This is a genomic window from Psychroserpens sp. (assembly GCF_036960315.1).
Classification (GTDB): Bacteria; Bacteroidota; Bacteroidia; order Flavobacteriales; family Flavobacteriaceae; genus Psychroserpens.
The window spans coordinates 342,075-356,650 of sequence record NZ_JBALVR010000003.1; the positions used below are offsets into that span (position 1 = coordinate 342,075).

14 protein-coding genes and 1 other RNA gene are annotated in these 14,576 nt (G+C 33.5%); 9 read left to right on the forward strand and 6 right to left on the reverse strand.

Translation table 11 applies throughout. From position 1 onward, the window contains the following. Positions 1 to 101 precede the first annotated feature (101 nt). Entirely contained in the window at positions 102 to 338 is a 237-nt protein-coding gene (locus V7719_RS07400) for a putative signal transducing protein (RefSeq protein ID WP_335729244.1), read from the forward strand. A 36-nt stretch (positions 339 to 374) separates the two neighbouring features. On the opposite strand, the gene V7719_RS07405 is transcribed toward V7719_RS07400, so the two are convergent. Beyond that, positions 375 to 2,000, reverse strand: a complete 1,626-nt coding sequence (locus V7719_RS07405; RefSeq protein WP_335729245.1) for an ABC-F family ATP-binding cassette domain-containing protein — start codon at positions 1,998 to 2,000, stop codon at positions 375 to 377. 192 nt (positions 2,001 to 2,192) lie between these two features. Between V7719_RS07405 and V7719_RS07410 the strand changes: the two genes are divergently transcribed. Further along, the gene (locus tag V7719_RS07410; RefSeq protein ID WP_335729246.1) at positions 2,193 to 3,632 is read left to right on the forward strand and encodes a TlpA family protein disulfide reductase; all 1,440 of its coding nucleotides are present in this window, start codon (positions 2,193 to 2,195) and stop codon (positions 3,630 to 3,632) included. Between the two features lie 36 nt (positions 3,633 to 3,668). Here V7719_RS07410 and fsa read toward each other — a convergent pair whose 3' ends face one another. From fsa to ffs, 4 genes are all read right to left on the reverse strand, one after another. Next, positions 3,669 to 4,322: a fructose-6-phosphate aldolase gene (gene fsa / locus V7719_RS07415; RefSeq protein ID WP_335729247.1), complete on the reverse strand. Its 654-nt coding sequence runs from the start codon at positions 4,320 to 4,322 to the stop codon at positions 3,669 to 3,671. Between the two features lie 103 nt (positions 4,323 to 4,425). Beyond that, complete coding sequence (locus V7719_RS07420) at positions 4,426 to 4,845, reverse strand: hypothetical protein (RefSeq protein WP_335729248.1); 420 nt, start codon at positions 4,843 to 4,845, stop codon at positions 4,426 to 4,428. 45 nt (positions 4,846 to 4,890) lie between these two features. After that, positions 4,891 to 5,694, reverse strand: coding sequence for an SDR family oxidoreductase (locus V7719_RS07425; RefSeq protein ID WP_335729249.1), 804 nt, complete (start codon positions 5,692 to 5,694; stop codon positions 4,891 to 4,893). A gap of 63 nt (positions 5,695 to 5,757) precedes the next feature. Next, positions 5,758 to 5,856: signal recognition particle sRNA small type (gene ffs / locus V7719_RS07430), an RNA gene on the reverse strand. Between the two features lie 258 nt (positions 5,857 to 6,114). Here ffs and V7719_RS07435 point away from each other — a divergent pair. From V7719_RS07435 to V7719_RS07460, 6 genes are all read left to right on the forward strand, one after another. Further along, positions 6,115 to 7,146 carry a glutaminyl-peptide cyclotransferase gene (locus V7719_RS07435; protein WP_335729250.1) on the forward strand — a complete coding sequence of 344 codons (1,032 nt, stop codon included), beginning with the start codon at positions 6,115 to 6,117 and terminating at the stop codon, positions 7,144 to 7,146. Positions 7,147 to 7,150: 4 nt separating this feature from the next. Further along, positions 7,151 to 7,540 (forward strand): acyl-CoA thioesterase, encoded by a 390-nt coding sequence (locus V7719_RS07440; RefSeq protein WP_335729251.1) that lies wholly within the window; start codon positions 7,151 to 7,153, stop codon positions 7,538 to 7,540. 135 nt (positions 7,541 to 7,675) lie between these two features. Then, positions 7,676 to 8,365: a hypothetical protein gene (locus V7719_RS07445; RefSeq protein ID WP_335729252.1), complete on the forward strand. Its 690-nt coding sequence runs from the start codon at positions 7,676 to 7,678 to the stop codon at positions 8,363 to 8,365. Positions 8,366 to 8,568: 203 nt separating this feature from the next. Further along, entirely contained in the window at positions 8,569 to 10,140 is a 1,572-nt protein-coding gene (locus tag V7719_RS07450) for a right-handed parallel beta-helix repeat-containing protein (protein ID WP_335729253.1), read from the forward strand. 17 nt (positions 10,141 to 10,157) lie between these two features. Then, positions 10,158 to 11,099 carry an alpha/beta hydrolase gene (locus V7719_RS07455; protein ID WP_335729254.1) on the forward strand — a complete coding sequence of 314 codons (942 nt, stop codon included), beginning with the start codon at positions 10,158 to 10,160 and terminating at the stop codon, positions 11,097 to 11,099. Positions 11,100 to 11,188: 89 nt separating this feature from the next. Continuing rightward, on the forward strand, positions 11,189 to 11,647 hold the full coding sequence (locus V7719_RS07460; RefSeq protein ID WP_335729255.1) for a nuclear transport factor 2 family protein: 459 nt from the start codon (positions 11,189 to 11,191) through the stop codon (positions 11,645 to 11,647). An 83-nt stretch (positions 11,648 to 11,730) separates the two neighbouring features. On the opposite strand, the gene glyA is transcribed toward V7719_RS07460, so the two are convergent. Next, positions 11,731 to 13,002, reverse strand: coding sequence for a serine hydroxymethyltransferase (gene glyA, locus V7719_RS07465; RefSeq protein ID WP_335729256.1), 1,272 nt, complete (start codon positions 13,000 to 13,002; stop codon positions 11,731 to 11,733). 198 nt (positions 13,003 to 13,200) lie between these two features. On the opposite strand from glyA, the gene fahA reads away from it, so the two are divergent. Next, positions 13,201 to 14,493: a fumarylacetoacetase gene (fahA, locus tag V7719_RS07470; RefSeq protein WP_335729257.1), complete on the forward strand. Its 1,293-nt coding sequence runs from the start codon at positions 13,201 to 13,203 to the stop codon at positions 14,491 to 14,493. The last annotated feature ends 83 nt before the right edge of the window (positions 14,494 to 14,576 follow it).

Genomic DNA, 14,576 nt, shown 5'->3' on the forward strand with positions numbered 1-14,576 from the left:
TTAACATTTAGTTTAAAGGAAATAAAAAGGATATGTGGCTCTTTTTTTGTAACTTATATGTCAGTTATAAGTCCTACAATTAATCTCAAAATCTAAGTACTATGTCAGATACAACTTATAGTAAAATATTTTCAGGAAGTTTCATTATTGTACAGTTAGCTATGGATCGCCTAAAAAGCGCAGGTATCAATGCTATTTTAAAAGATGAATCTCAATCTTCAATTATTGGGTTTGGCACAAAGCTTCAAGGCTATCAAGAACTCTATGTTAATGATGAAGAACTAGATCTCGCTCAATCTATAATTGCTAGTGTTAAAGCAGAACTAGAATCCCAATAGTAGTTTTATTTCCGAAGCACGCAACATGTGATTTGATTATGCAGTTACTGCATACATTTTTTCACGTAGCTCTTTTATTTTCTTATCGCTCATATACTCATCAAATGTCGTATAACGGTCTATAACCCCGCCTGGAGTTAACTCAATAACTCTATTAGCAACGGTTTGAGCAAACTCATGATCGTGAGTGGTAAAAAGCACAGTCCCTTTAAAGTTTTTAAGCGAGTTGTTAAAGGCCGTGATACTTTCTAAGTCTAAATGGTTTGTTGGCTCATCTAACATCAAAACATTAGCTCTAACCATCATCATACGACTCAACATACAACGTACTTTTTCTCCTCCAGAAAGCACTTTTGATGTTTTTAGCGCTTCTTCCCCACTAAAAATCATTTTCCCTAAGAATCCCCGTATGAAGACTTCTTCACGCTCTTCTTCGGTTGTAGCCCATTGACGTAACCAATCCACAAGGGTTAGATCATTATTAAAATACTCACTGTTGTCTAATGGTAAATACGACTGAGATGTTGTAACTCCCCAGGCTAACTTACCTTCATTTGCCTTTTGCTTATTATTTATAATTTGATAAAACGCCGTTGTTGCTCTAGAGTCTTTAGAGAATAATACGACCTTATCACCTTTATTTAAATTAATATCTATATTTTTAAATAAAACCTCACCTTCAGTAGAAGATGCTAAGCCATCTATATTTAAAATTTGATCTCCCGCCTCGCGGTCACGTTCAAAGATAATAGCAGGATAGCGACGACTAGAGCGCCTAATATCTGATATATTTAATTTTTCAATCATTTTCTTTCTACTTGTTGCTTGTTTTGATTTTGCAACATTGGCAGAGAAACGTCTAATAAATTCTTCGAGTTCTTTTTTCTTGTCTTCTGCTTTCTTATTCTGTTGTGCATGTTGTCTAGCTGCTAATTGAGACGACTCGTACCAGAATGTATAGTTTCCAGAAAAGTGGTTAATTTTACTAAAGTCAATATCTGATATATGTGTACAAACCGCATCTAAAAAGTGTCTATCGTGCGATACAACAATAACGCAGTTATCATAATTTGCTAAGAAATTTTCTAACCAAGCGATCGTTTCATAATCCAAGTCGTTGGTAGGCTCATCCATAATTAACACATCTGGATTACCAAATAATGCTTGAGCTAATAGGACACGAACTTTTTGCTTACCATCTAAGTCTTTCATCAATGTATAATGAAATTCCTCTTTGATACCTAAATTAGATAACATAGCAGCGGCATCACTATCGGCATTCCAACCATTCATTTCTTCAAACTCTACTTGAAGCTCTCCAATTTTTTCGGCATTTGCATCTGTATAATCCGCATAGAGCGCATCAATTTCAGATTTCAATTTAAACAGGGGCTTGTTGCCTATTATGATCGTTTCTAAAACCGTATGCTCATCGTATAAGTTGTGATTTTGTTCTAAAACAGACATACGCTTCCCTGGCTCTAAATGAATACGACCAGAAGTAGGATCTTGTTTTCCTGCTATAATATTCAAAAAAGTAGATTTCCCTGCTCCATTGGCTCCAATGATTCCGTAGCAATTTCCGTTATTAAACGTTGTATTGACTTCATCAAAAAGAATTCGTTTTCCGAACTGTACTGAAAGATTTGAAACTGATAACATAATGCGTGTTTTAAATAGTTTGCAAAAGTAAAAAAATCAATCCATTGAAAGAAACTTAAGACCCTTAAATTGCCAAGGTATTTTACTACGAAATGTTAGTAAAATCAACATTTAACAACGTATTAACAAGAGTTCCTATTCTCAAGCTTTATTTTTGTTGGAAATAGAATAACCTACATTATAGTTATACCTATGAAACTTTATCTAGTTACGTTTTTAATAACTTCCCTTTTTTTGGGTTGTGATTCTAATACTGAAAATAGCGATGTCGCTTATTTTGGTGGTGAAATTATTAATCCGAATAACAATTACATAACCATCTATTGTAATGAGACTGACCGTGATACCGTCCTTTTAGACCAAAACAATAGATTCGTTTATAAGATTAATGATTTAAAATCTGGTTTGTATTCATTTACCCATGGCGGCGAATACCAAACTTTACTTATCGAGCCTAATGATAGTATTTTATTTCGACTCAATACCAACGATTTTGATGAATCGCTTGTTTATACAGGTGAAGGCTCACACAAGAACAACTACTTTATAAGAGCCTTTTTAAATGATGAAAGTGAAAGTAAAAAGTTTAAAAAACTCCAACGTTTAGAGCCTGAAGAATTTGAAGACCATATAGAAAGTCAAAAGGGGCAAAAACTAGAGAACCTAGAACGCTTCATTGCTACGCAACAGACCTCTCCTTTATTTATTAAAATTGCAAAAGCGAGCATCGACTATGATTCTTATGCTTATAAGGAAATGTATCCATTTGGTTACTTCGGAAATAATAAATTGATTCATGTTAAAGACTTACCTGAAAGCTTCTACAATTATAGAATCGATGCCGATTTTAATGACGAGAGTCTAAGCGGGTTGTATTCTTATAACCGTTTTCTTCTTTGGCATTTTCAAAATATAGCATTACAAAAATATTATAAAGATGGTTCGCATTTAGCTTTTAATAGACGCTCGTTGAGCTACAATCTTGATAAACTAACGGTGATTGATAGTGTTATTCAAAATAAAACTATTAAGAATTATGTTCTTATGCATACCACTCGTGAATTTATCTTCAATAGTGATAATACAGAAAAATCAAAAAGTATGTTAGCTGCATACTTAGAAAAGAGTACCGATGATGATAACAATGAATACCTTACAAATTTGGTATCATCAACCATCAATCTATTTCCTGGTAATACCATTCCGAGCATTAAAATTGTAGATTTCAATAATAAGGTGTTGGATTTACATTCGGTTATTACTGAACCAACCGTAATTTATTGTTGGTCATCAAATTTCAAATACAGCTATAGAAACAATCATTATATGATGAAAAGTTTAAAAGCGAGATATCCAGAAGTAAATTTCATTGCGATCAATATCAATGATATGAATACCAACTCTTGGAAGAAAACATTAAAGCTTTTAAAGTTTCCTACGGAAAATGAGTACATGTTCAAAAACCCTAATGAAGCCATCAAAACGTTTGCTATTGCTTATTCTCAAAAGGTATTAGTTGTTGATAAAAATGGAATAATCGTTAGGTCTAATGCAGATTTATTTAGTGATGAAATAGGTGACCAAATCGAAACTGCTCTGGATTCAAATAAAAAAACTCCTGATTATTACTAATCAAGAGTTCATTTTCTTTATACTTCTGAAAATAGCTTAATTCCCTTTCTTGTAATCTGCAAGAAACTTCTCTAGACCTATATCTGTTAATGGGTGTTTCAATAATCCAAGGATTGAACTCAAAGGTCCAGTCATGACATCTGCGCCAAGTTTAGCACAATCTATCACGTGCATGGTATGACGAACAGAAGCTGCTAATATTTCAGTCTCAAAACCGTAGTTATCATAAATCATTCTTATTTCAGCAATAAGGTTTAGACCATCTGTAGAGATATCATCCAAACGACCTATAAATGGTGACATATAAGTCGCGCCTGCCTTAGCTGCTAATAACGCTTGACCAGCTGAAAACACTAAAGTCATATTGGTTTTAATACCTTTATCACTAAAATATTTACACGCTTTTATACCATCTTTAATCATTGGCAATTTAACAACGATTTGGTCGTGTAAATCTGCAAGTGCCTCTCCTTCCCTTACCATACCTTCAAAATCTGTAGATATGACTTCAGCTGAAACATCACCATCCACAATTTTGCAAATGTTGACATAGTGCTTCATAATATTATCATGACCTGTAATACCTTCTTTTGCCATTAATGATGGATTGGTAGTTACACCATCTAAAATACCAAGATCTTGAGCTTCCTTTATTTGATCTAGGTTAGCTGTATCAATAAAAAATTTCATGTGTAGTTATGTTATAGTTGTGATTAAAATTATGAGGACGAATTTACAATTTTATCACGCTTTCCGAAGAACATATTATCAAATGATATTAACAATTCGACACTTATTCTCCAATAATAATAGTATACTCTTTGGATGTCGATTCTGAACATAATGGATCATCATACGTATCGTTATTTTCATTATAAGTTATTGGAGGATCCACATCTAAAAACACGGTAAATCTAAACGTACCAACAGTCGTTGGTGTGCCTTCAATAGATACCGTTCTGTAATTGACGAACATTTCTAGTCCGTTTGGGAGATCACCATCAATCTCAAAATGATAACCATAATCGTTATCTTGAGGTTCGTTTTTAATCTGAGCATCAAACTCTTCATAATAATAAAGATCAATTGTGCCAACACCAAATGATTTATCTGGTAATTCTGGTCTGCGATTAACAACACAATCTAGGAAATCATCACAACTCGAAAATGTAAATATGCTTAAAAATAAAAATAGTGGTAATAGTCTTTTCATAGCGGATATTTATGTTGCAACAATCTTCAAAAACTATACCAGAAACTACAATTTATAATGATTAAGTAGTAATTTTTCATAAACCTTGTCTGGCAAGATTCGTTTAAGAACAATAGAAAATTTTTGCATAAATGCACCAACTTTATAATGAATTCTAGGATTTGGTGTTTTGATTATTTTGTAAATCATATTGGAGACCAGAATAGGATCATTCCCTTTATTAACATCGTCATCAATAGCTTTTAATACCGAACTATATTTGACTTCATAAGGTGAGCCTATAGTTACGGGAGCATGAAATCGACCTGAAGCGATATTGGTCGCGAAATCACCTGGAGCAACATTTGTCATATGGATATTAAAATCTTTAATTTCCATTCTAAAGGCTTCGGTAATTAACTCTAAAGCACCTTTACTTGCACTGTAAATACCGCGATATGGTAATCCCATATATCCAGCAATCGAAGTGATATTAATAATGAGTCCTGAGTTTTGCTGACGCATCTGAGGTAAAACCGCTTTTATCACGTTTATAGGACCAAAAAGATTGGTTTCAAAATTACGCTTGATTTCTTCATTTGGAACTTCTTCAATCGGCCCTGTAATTCCTGCGCCTGCATTGTTAATAACAACATCCAAATGACCTTCAGCTTCAACCACAGTTTTGATTGCTTTGTTAATACTATCAACATCTGCAACATCTAAAGCTACTAATTTTATTTTAGAATCCGGATAACGCTCTGGAGATCGGCTCGTGCCATACACAGTAAATCCTTTTTGAGACAGAAACTCTCCAATAGATTTACCAATTCCAGAAGATCCACCTGTTATTAATACAACTTTAGACATAGAATATAATTGGCTAATTTGATTTCAAAAGTACAATTTAAATAGGAAAGTATTGGGCACAAAAAAAGGCAAGCTACCTACATCACACTGCTACAACCGTATACCTTTGCTTCGTTCCCGACCTGGAGGATTAAACAGGAGCTAGTTGTGTAGGACTTGCCAGTTGCAAAGATACAATCTTTTAATAGTTTTATCCAAAATATATTTCAGAAAAACTACTACATCAAAAAAAGACGCCAAAATATATCATATCACTATTTTTTTAAGTTTAATCATAGTAATACTATGCTAAAATCCATAAAAATTATATTTTATTGCAGTTTTTCGCTTCGTGATGAAGTTCTAAAACATAATTTGGATGTAACAATGATTTTTTAAACTGAATTTTATTAAATAACTTGCAGCAAAATCTTATAAAAAATGCACACAATTAAAGCTTTCATAATAACGCTTTTAAGTATTACCATAATCTCTTGTGGTAACTCAGGAACACAAAAAACAAATTTATCTATAGCAACTGACGCCAAAAACAATGTGATCACTATAGGTGAAACAGTAAAGCTTTCGGTACATAATCCAAAGGGATTAGAAATTTCTTCAATCAATTATTCATTTAATGGCGAAACTATTGAAGACAGTTTTAAACTAGATGATCAAAAATTAGGCATACAAACTATTACAGCTACGGTTAAATTTGGAGAATCTTCCGAAGATATAACCACCAAGATTACGATCCTTAGCAATGTATCTCCAAAAGTATATGGTTACAAAATCGTAAATGAGTATCCGCATGATATCACGTCCTATACTCAAGGTTTAGAATTTCATAATGGCGAATTATATGAAAGCACAGGACAATATGGAGAATCGAAACTTAGAAAAGTAGATTACAAAACTGGTGAGGTTTTACAAAATATAGCTTTGGCTAATCAATATTTTGCGGAGGGTTTGACTATTATAAATGATCATATCTACCAACTCACATGGCAAGAAAACATAGGTTTTGTTTACGATGTAAACACCTTTGAAAAGACCAGTAGTTTTGCCTACGGAAAGAGTAAAGAAGGTTGGGGAATCTGTAACGATGGAAAAAATATTTACAAGTCGGATGGTACAGATCAAATCTGGTTATTAAACCCAGAAACTTTAGTTGAAGACTCAAAACTTCAAGTCTACACCAATAAAGGAAAAATCGTAGGCTTAAATGAATTGGAATACATCAACGGAAAAATTTACGCCAATCGTTATCAGAAAAATGGAGTTGCTATTATCAATCCAAAAAATGGTGCTATTGAAGGTGTGATTGACTTTTCGCCTTTGATAAAATTGGTCAAGCAACATGATGGATTAGATGTCTTAAATGGTATTGCTTATAATCCAGATACTAACACCATTTTTGTAACAGGGAAACGTTGGGACAAACTTTTTGAGGTTGAAGTTTTTGAAAAATAAATAAATGCAAATCCACGAGCAAGAACTTATTGTAACTACAGATGACTTAGATTCTAGACATCACGTTAATAATGTTCGTTATATAGAATGGGTTCAAGATATTGCTGAAGCACATTGGCTATTAAAATCTTCTCAAGAAACTCGAAAGGCTTACTATTGGGTTATGATTAGTCATCATATTCAATACAAAGCCGAAGCCCGTTTAGGTGACACTTTACTGCTCAAAACCTATGTCACCGAATCTCAAGGTGTCAAATCCACTCGAATTGTAGAAATTTATAATAAATCAACAGACAAACTACTCACCACTTCTGAAACCATTTGGTGCTTTTTATCCCATGAGAGCAATCGCCCTTCTAGAATTCCAAAGAATATAGAAACGCTTTTTAGTTAAAACAGTATTAAAACGCTTGTTAAAGTCTCATAATAAGAGTCTCTCTATTCCTGAAATTAACTTTATTTGAGAGAACAACCATCACAATCACTTTTGAAACTGCTTAGATTATTTCTCTTTTTATTTATTTCATTTTTGTCCGAATCACAAACCGTTAAAGGTTTTATTTACGATGCAGGAACCACTGTAAAAGGCGCTAAACTCATTAATAAAACACAAAGTATTCTTACCTATTCTGATGGTAAAGGATATTTTAAAATTGAAGCAAAACTTAATGATACGCTGGTCGTGAGTTCTTATTTTCATTCTGACCAAACCATCACACTTACCCAAAAATATTTTGATCAAGAGGTCGTTATCGAACTCAAAAAAATCACCAATGAATTGGATCAAGTTGAAATCACTAAGGTTAAAGAAAAGGTTTTTGATTCAACAGCGTTTCAAAGCAATAGAGACCCAAAGGCTCCTAGGATCCCAAAAGCACCTCTCTTAAGAAGTGGATCTGGTTTACAACCCACACTAGATTTGATTGCAGTTGCAAAATTTATTGGGAAACTCTTCAAAAAGAAAAAAACAGAAATTCCAATCATTAAAAGTTTAGATTATGTGAGATTATTTAAATCAAGTTCCTTCTTCAACCAAAAGATGCTTCGTGATGAATTTCACGTTTCCGAAGTCCATGAATATCTCTTTTTCGAATATCTCGCCGCACAGCAAATAAGTCCGTCACTACTTTCCAAAAGTAATGAGTTCGCGCTATTGGATACACTGCTCATTCACAGCAAAGATTTTGGTCAACTTCTCTTAGAATACAAAAAAGAATAAATTTCAATTAAATTTTCACTTTTCATACTAAAAGATGACTTCAAAAGTTATATTTTTAGCACATAATGTGCATTAGTTTTTCTTACTCATGCGTAACAGGTTTAGATTACATTTATGAAATGAGCCACAGCAATTCTTTAAAACTATCGAAATGCTAAATGGCTAATTATTTTAGACCGTTGAAAAAAGATTAAAATTAACAGATGAAACGAATACTTTACTTTTTATTTACTATTTCAATATTGATGCTTTGGAGCTCTTGCCGAAAAGATTTCGACTTTGGTCCAAGCACAGGAAATTTAGAATTCTCTAAAGACACCATTTACCTCGATACCCTTTTTACAAATATTGGATCGAGCACTTACAATTTAAAAGTATACAACCGAAGTGATGAGGATATTTCTATTCCTACAGTTCGTTTGGGTCAAGGTGAAGCTTCTAATTATAGATTGAATGTTGACGGACTTCCAGGAAAGGAATTTCAGAATGTAGAATTATTAGCCAATGATAGTTTGTTCATTTTTGTTGAAACCACAGCAGATATTCTAACACTTGCCCAAAACAGTTTGGAATTTTTATATACTGATGCTATTGAATTTGATAGCGGAAATAACCAGCAAAAAGTAGAATTGGTCACACTAATAAGAGACGCTGTTTTTATCTTTCCTGATAGAGATAATACCACTGGTGTTATAGAAACCTTATCTTTTGATGTCAATGGCGACGGAACAGCAGAGGAAACGACGCTTCAAGGTCGTTTTCTTGAAGATGACGAACTTACATTTACCAACGAAAAACCTTATGTTATCTATGGTTATGCTGCTGTAGATGAAGGCGATATGCTTACTGTTGAAGCTGGAGCACGTGTACATTTTCATGCCAATTCTGGGTTGTTAGTGACTAATAACGCATCATTGAAAGTTAATGGTGCACTCAGTGCAGATCAAGAGCTATTAGAGAATGAAGTGATTTTTGAAGGGGACCGATTAGAACCTTTATTTGCTGATGTTCCTGGGCAATGGGGAACGATTTGGCTGTTTAATGGTAGTGAGGATAATGACATCAATTATGCCACGATTAAAAATGCAACTATCGGGATTTTATCTGAAGGCAATCAAAATGCTACAGATGATAAATTAACCATTACCAACTCACAAATTTATAATTCGAGTAACTTCGGAATATTAGCACGCGCGAGTTCTATTGCTGCTGAAAATGTCGTGATTAATAACTCGGGACAATCCTCTTTTGCTGGTACTGTTGGCGGAAAGTATAATTTCACACACTGTACGATTGCGAATTATTGGAATAGTAGCTTTAGACAATTTCCATCTGTATTCTTGAATAATTTCATTACTAATGAAAATAATATGGATGAAGGTAATGACTTAACTGAAGCTAACTTTAATAACTGTATCATCTACGGAAATGATAATCCTGAAGTTATTTTGGATGAAATTCAAGGGATTAGCGGATTTGATTTCAACTTTAAGTTTACCAATTGCCTGATTCGTTTTCAAAATACTAATAACAATTTTACTGGAGATAATTACGATTTCAATAATTCTGACTTATACGAAAATTGCATTTTTAATAGTGATCCAGATTTTAAGCTACCATTTGAAAACATGCTAATGATTGGCGATGATTCGGAAGCTAATGCCCAAGGAAATCTAATATTTGGCGCTCAAGTTCCTTTTGATATTCTCAATAACACCAGAACAGCAAGTCCAGACTTAGGTGCTTATCAGCATGTGACTTTTGATGAGGATTAGTGAGTAACTTAAACACTATGACTAAAAAAAAGCGACTAAAAAGAGTTAAGCGAATTGTATTTGTTTTAATAATTTCCGGAATTTCACTAACTCACTTTTTTGTACCAAGACTTATCTCTGAAATTAGAAACCCAGTGGTTAGCCTTATAAAACGAAATCGTAATGCAAGTCATAACCTAAGCATAGATACTAATAACTCAGATGTAAAAAAAAAGGCTATATCTATAAATTCATTTGATGGATTAAAGTTATCAGCTAGAATAACATATTCAAATCTAGAGTCGTCCAAAGGCACTATTATCTTATTACATGGCATTCGTTCTAATAAAGATCAATTTATTGACATAAGTAATTTTTTATCTGAAAATGGTTTTAATTCAGTTGCCCTAGATTCTCGAGCTCACGGAGAAAGCGAAGGCAATTTTTGTTCCTTTGGTGTCAATGAAAAAAAGGATATCAAAAGCTTAATCGATTACTTATCTAATAATGAAAACCTCAATCATTTTGGGGTTTGGGGACAATCCTTAGGTGGAGCAATCGGCTTACAAGCAATGGGTTATGATGATCGTATAGAATATGGAATCATTGAAAGTGCATTTTCAGATTTTAAAACCACTGTAGACGATTACTTTAAGTTATACGCTGGCTTTAGTTTTAAACCTTTTTCGAATTATTTGGTAAACAGAGCTGGAACTATTGCAGGATTTGATCAAGATGATGCTAAACCAATAAAATATTGCGAAGCTATAAATCAGCCCATCTTAATCGTACATGGATATAATGATGAACGCATCAATATAAAATATGCTCGGCAGAATTTTTCAAAAATACCAAGTGATAAAAAAGAATTTATAGAAGTTGATTCTGCGAAGCATGCTGACGTCTGGAAAGTTGGAGGGGAAATATACTTTAACAAGGTTTTGGTTTTCTTGAATACACAATCAAAAACAGATATTTAACACCTTAAATCATGAGGATTAACAAGCACTTAACACGCACTTATTGTTTTATTTATTAATTTTCAAATTACAACTAATATCTTATCATCATGAAAAAACTAATTCTCACCTTAGCTGTAGTTTTAATTTCTAACTTAGCTATTGCTCAAACATCTGCAAAAGCAGGTGTTACAAAAGCTTGTACAAATTATATAGAAGGCTTTTACGAAGGTGACACGGCCAAACTTAAAGAGAGTTTACAACCTAGTCTCCATAAATTTGGTTTTTGGAAAGACAAAGAAAAAAACGTTTATAATCAAGTCGGTCATATGTCATTTGAACAAGCATTAGCATTTGCACAAGATGTTAAGGACAATAAAAAATTTCCTGCAAAAGATGCACCTAAAGAAATAACCATATTAGATATTGGCGACACAATTGCCGCTGCTAGAGTTACAGCTTGGTGGGGAATTGACTTTATCTTATTATCTAAAAGAGGAGACAAATGGATGATAGAACAAGTTTTATGGGAAGGTCCATTAAAAAAGAAACATTATACTAATGATTAAATTTAAAAAGACCTTTCAAATTGAAAGGTCTTTTTTATTTAGTGTATTACTAGAATCTGAAACAAATTCAGCATGACGATATATTAAGTAAACAATGGCTTACCATTCATCATCGCATTTACTTTTTCTGCAATAGCTTCTAATTTTGACTCGTCTTGGTAATTCATAAGTGCTTCATCGATAAAGTCAACAATCGTTTCCATATCGTCTTCTTTAAGACCTCTAGTTGTAATTGCAGCTGTACCTATTCTAATGCCAGAAGTTACAAACGGACTCTTATCATCAAAAGGCACCATATTTTTATTGACAGTGATATCTGCTTTTCCTAAAGCCTCTTCACCTTCTTTTCCAGTAAGATCTTTATTTCTTAAATCGATTAACATCATATGGTTATCTGTACCTCCAGAAATAATATGATATCCTTTATCTACTAATGCCTTAGCCATAGCTGCTGCATTGTGTTTTACTTGCAATATATAATGCATAAAATCATCTGAAAGTGCTTCTCCAAAAGCAATTGCCTTAGCAGCAATAATATGCTCTAATGGTCCGCCTTGATTTCCTGGAAATACAGCAGAATCTAATAATCCTGACATTTTTCTAAGATTTCCGTTTTTTAGAGTTATTCCAAAAGGGTTCTCAAAATTTTCCCCCATCATAATTAATCCGCCTCGTGGCCCACGCAAGGTCTTGTGCGTTGTCGTAGTTACAATATGACAATGTGGTAAAGGATCACTTAAAATGCCTTTTGCAATCAATCCTGCTGGATGTGAAATATCGGCCATTAAAATAGCACCTACATTATCAGCGACTTCTCTAAACTTTTCAAAATCCATATCACGTGAATAGGCAGATGCACCAGCGATAATTAACTTAGGACGTTCTTTTTCAGCAACATCCGATAGCATATCATAATCAATACGTTCAGTATCTTTCTTTACACCATAAAATGTTGGGTTATATAATTTACCTGAAAAATTCACAGGAGAACCATGAGTTAAATGTCCACCATGAGATAAATCGAAACCTAAAATAGTATCACCTGGTTTTAAACAAGCTGCAAATACAGCAGTATTTGCCTGACTCCCAGAGTGAGGTTGCACATTCGCATAAGCAGCGCCAAACAAAGTTTTAGCTCTATCGATAGCAAGCTGCTCAACTTCATCTACCACTTCACAGCCGCCATAATAACGCTTTCCAGGATAACCTTCTGCATATTTATTAGTTAATACAGAACCTGCAGCTTCCATAACTTGGTCGCTAACAAAGTTTTCTGAAGCAATAAGCTCCAAGCCATTTATTTGTCTGTCTTTTTCAGCATTTATAAGCTCAAAAATCTGTGAATCGCGTTGCATATGTAAAGTTTAAATTAAATTTTATCAAAAATAAGAAATCATCTTATTAAAAGGATTGAAAAACTCAGTTTAACTCTATGTTTTATGAGCAGGTTATTAACATCTTTTCTGAGTCATTATTTTTATGAATTTATGCCATTAAAATAAAAAAATTATGTAGGTTTGAATAGAAAACAAAACATCAAAATCTTATATATTATGCCTTTATCTGCAAACAATCCTGACCGTTCATCTTGGTTACACGTTGGAAAAAGCTCAGATTTCCCGATTCAAAACATACCTTTCGGAGTGTTCTTAACGCGTGATGACATTATTACCATTGGTACTCGAATTGGAGACACAGCCATAGATCTTGGTGCTTTGCATCAATTGGGGTATTTTAAAGATATTCCGTTAACAGATGATATTTTTCTTCAGGATACCTTAAACGATTTTATAGCAGATGGAAGAAAAACTTGGCGTTTGGTTCGTAATCGTATTGCTCAAATTTTCGATGCTGAAAACGATAAACTAAAAAATAATAATCCGCATAAAGAAATAGTCTTATTCCGTTTAGATGAAATTGAAATGCAATTACCAATTCAAGTAGGAGACTATACCGATTTTTATGCAAGTAAAGAACACGCAACTAATGTAGGAACTATGTTTAGAGGTCCAGAAAATGCATTAATGCCAAACTGGTTGCATTTACCTGTAGGTTATCATGGTCGTAGTTCGTCTATTATTCCTTCTGGCATTCCTATTCATCGTCCGCAAGGACAAACGATGCCTGAAGGTGCTAAAACTCCAGTTTTCGGACCTTCAAGATTAGTGGATTTCGAATTAGAAATGGCATTTATTACAACAGACGCTAATGATTTAGGAGAACCAATTCCTATTGAAGAAGCAGAAGAATACATCTTTGGATTAGTCTTATTTAATGACTGGTCTGCTCGTGATATCCAAAAATGGGAATATGTACCATTAGGTCCTTTCTTAGGAAAAAACTTTGCATCTTCTATGTCACCATGGATTGTAACGCTCGACGCTCTAGAACCATTTAGAGTTGAAAGTCCAAAACAAAACCCAAAACCTTTAGAATATCTACAAACAAAAGGAAAAAGAAGTTTTGATATTCATTTAGAAGCTGGCATACAACCCAAAGGCGCCAAAGAAACGACGGTTAGTAAATCTAACTTTAAATACATGTACTGGAATATGTCACAGCAATTGGCGCATCATACCGTAAATGGATGTCCGGTGAATTCTGGTGACATGATGGGAAGTGGAACCATTTCTGGTCCTACAGAAGATTCTTATGGCTCAATGCTAGAATTATCTTGGAAAGGCACCAAATCGCTTAAAATGAAAGATGGTACTGAGCGTAAATTTATTAATGATTATGATACTGTCATTATGAGAGGTTATTGCGAAAACGACGGAACTCGCATTGGATTTGGTTCGGTAAAAACACAATTATTACCAATTTTTAATCCGAAGAAAAAGAAGTAAATTAATTCAATTATATTTGCAAACCCTCAATTTAATATTGAGGGTTTTTTTATTTTGGCACGATGATTGAAATCCAATTATAA

Bases quoted from the DNA above. Each gene is read 5' to 3' on its own strand.
- fsa (WP_335729247.1), bottom strand. From the start codon at position 4,322: ATGAAATTTTTTATTGATACAGCTAACCTAGATCAAATAAAGGAAGCT.
- fahA (WP_335729257.1), top strand. From the start codon at position 13,201: ATGCCTTTATCTGCAAACAATCCTGACCGTTCATCTTGGTTACACGTT.
- V7719_RS07450 (WP_335729253.1), top strand. From the start codon at position 8,569: ATGAAACGAATACTTTACTTTTTATTTACTATTTCAATATTGATGCTT.
- V7719_RS07455 (WP_335729254.1), top strand. From the start codon at position 10,158: ATGACTAAAAAAAAGCGACTAAAAAGAGTTAAGCGAATTGTATTTGTT.
- V7719_RS07410 (WP_335729246.1), top strand. From the start codon at position 2,193: ATGAAACTTTATCTAGTTACGTTTTTAATAACTTCCCTTTTTTTGGGT.
- V7719_RS07420 (WP_335729248.1), bottom strand. From the start codon at position 4,845: ATGAAAAGACTATTACCACTATTTTTATTTTTAAGCATATTTACATTT.
- glyA (WP_335729256.1), bottom strand. From the start codon at position 13,002: ATGCAACGCGATTCACAGATTTTTGAGCTTATAAATGCTGAAAAAGAC.
- V7719_RS07440 (WP_335729251.1), top strand. From the start codon at position 7,151: ATGCAAATCCACGAGCAAGAACTTATTGTAACTACAGATGACTTAGAT.
- V7719_RS07435 (WP_335729250.1), top strand. From the start codon at position 6,115: ATGCACACAATTAAAGCTTTCATAATAACGCTTTTAAGTATTACCATA.
- V7719_RS07460 (WP_335729255.1), top strand. From the start codon at position 11,189: ATGAAAAAACTAATTCTCACCTTAGCTGTAGTTTTAATTTCTAACTTA.
- V7719_RS07400 (WP_335729244.1), top strand. From the start codon at position 102: ATGTCAGATACAACTTATAGTAAAATATTTTCAGGAAGTTTCATTATT.
- V7719_RS07405 (WP_335729245.1), bottom strand. From the start codon at position 2,000: ATGTTATCAGTTTCAAATCTTTCAGTACAGTTCGGAAAACGAATTCTT.
- V7719_RS07425 (WP_335729249.1), bottom strand. From the start codon at position 5,694: ATGTCTAAAGTTGTATTAATAACAGGTGGATCTTCTGGAATTGGTAAA.